A 296-nucleotide genomic window follows, 5' to 3' on the forward strand; every position below is an offset into this window, starting at 1 on the left:
CGCCGCCGCGCTCGCCAAGCGTCACCTGAACGAGATCACGCTCGCCTACGACACGTCCCTCTACGACGGACCCGAGCTCCACACCATCGGCCGCGACTTCAACCTGGCCCCCGTCACCGCCCTCATGGTCGACGAGGCCCGCCTGAACGACTCCACCAGCGGCACCGCCGAGCGCAGCCTCGACCCGCCGGCGGACGCCACCCGCGCCTTCGCGGACCTCCTGGCGGATCGCGGCATCAAGGCGACCAAGAGCGCCGACGCGGGCCCCGTCACGGCCTCCAAGAAGGCCGAGGAGA

At 72.0% G+C, this 296-nt stretch carries 1 pseudogene; it reads left to right on the top strand.

Annotation, left to right across the window (positions count from 1 at the left end):
- Positions 1 to 296 (top strand): annotated as a pseudogene (locus AOK23_RS48830) (D-alanyl-D-alanine carboxypeptidase/D-alanyl-D-alanine endopeptidase); the annotation flags it as partial.

It is taken from the genome of Streptomyces torulosus, assembly GCF_001419765.1.
Classification (GTDB): Bacteria; Actinomycetota; Actinomycetes; order Streptomycetales; family Streptomycetaceae; genus Streptomyces; species Streptomyces torulosus.